This is a genomic window from Flavobacterium sp. KMS, assembly GCF_000813005.1.
Lineage (GTDB): Bacteria > Bacteroidota > Bacteroidia > Flavobacteriales > Flavobacteriaceae > Flavobacterium.
The window spans coordinates 1-1,261 of the sequence record NZ_JSYP01000055.1; the positions used below are offsets into that span (position 1 = coordinate 1).

At 37.0% G+C, this 1,261-nt stretch carries 1 protein-coding gene; it reads left to right on the forward strand.

Annotated features, from left to right (window positions below; all coding sequences use genetic code 11):
* On the forward strand, positions 1 to 1,261 hold a 1,261-nt coding region (locus OA93_RS23945), incomplete at both ends, for an Ig-like domain-containing protein (protein ID WP_039116800.1).

The following is a 1,261-nucleotide window of genomic DNA, read 5'->3' on the forward strand; positions in this document are numbered from 1 at the left end:
CTAATATCGTTAAAACTAGCGGACAATTCGTTGCTTCTCAATCTTGCGGTAATGCTGGAACCTATACTAATACGTGGACGGTTAAAGATGAATGTGGTAATACTTCTGACACTTTCACGCAAGTGATAACTATCGAAGATACTACTAAGCCTACTTGGACTACTCAAGTTGGAAGTTTAGATATAACCATTCAATGTAGTGATGCTGCAGGTTTAACTTCTGCTCAAGCTAGTACTCCTGTTGCTGCTGATAATTGTGATAGCGATGTGTCTAATATCGTAAAAACTAGCGGACAGTTTATTGCTTCTGAGTCTTGTGGTAACTCTGGAACGTATACTAATACCTGGACAGTTAAGGATGAATGTGGTAATACTTCTGATACTTTCACGCAAGTGATAACTATCGAAGACACTACAATACCTACTTGGACTACTCTTGCTGGAAGTCTTAATATAACTATTCAATGTAGTGATGCTTCTGGATTAACAACTGCGCAAGCTAGTGCTCCTGTAGCAACTGATAATTGTGATAGTGAGGTGACCATCGAAAAAACTAGCGGACAATTTGTAGCTTCTGAGTCTTGTGCAAATGCAGGAACTTATACAAACAGTTGGGTAGCAAAAGATAATTGTGGTAATATCACCGATACTTTCACGCAAGTGATAACTATCGAAGATACTACGAAACCAACATTTAATGGTGAGCTTCCTACTGATATCACGGTATCATGTGATAAAGTTCCTCAAGCAGCAAATATAACTGCAGCTGACAACTGTAATGTTGATGTGCCTGTAGTTTATACTGAAACAAAAACTGGTATCGAAAACGAATGTAGTACCAATTATATACTAACTCGTAAATGGGTAACTAGCGATTGTTCAGGAAACACAACTTCGTTTACTCAAGTAATTACCGTTAAGGATACTACTCCTCCAACAGGAACTGTTCCTGCTGATATTACTTTGGAAAACATTGCAGCTATTCCTGTTGCAGATCCTAATACTGTAATTAATCCTACCGATAATTGTAGCCAAACTGTAAATGTAACAGTAAGTGATTCTGATAACGGTGGTACTGGTTGTGGAGGTAGTCCATATATCTTAACCAGAACCTATACTTTATCTGATTGTGCTGGTAATAAAACCATATTGGTACAAACAATTACGGTTAAAAATGATGTTATACCAACTGCAACTTTTAATAGTGAAGCTTGTAATGCAGATTCATCTACAGTTAACTTATTTAATTTATTACCTAGAAG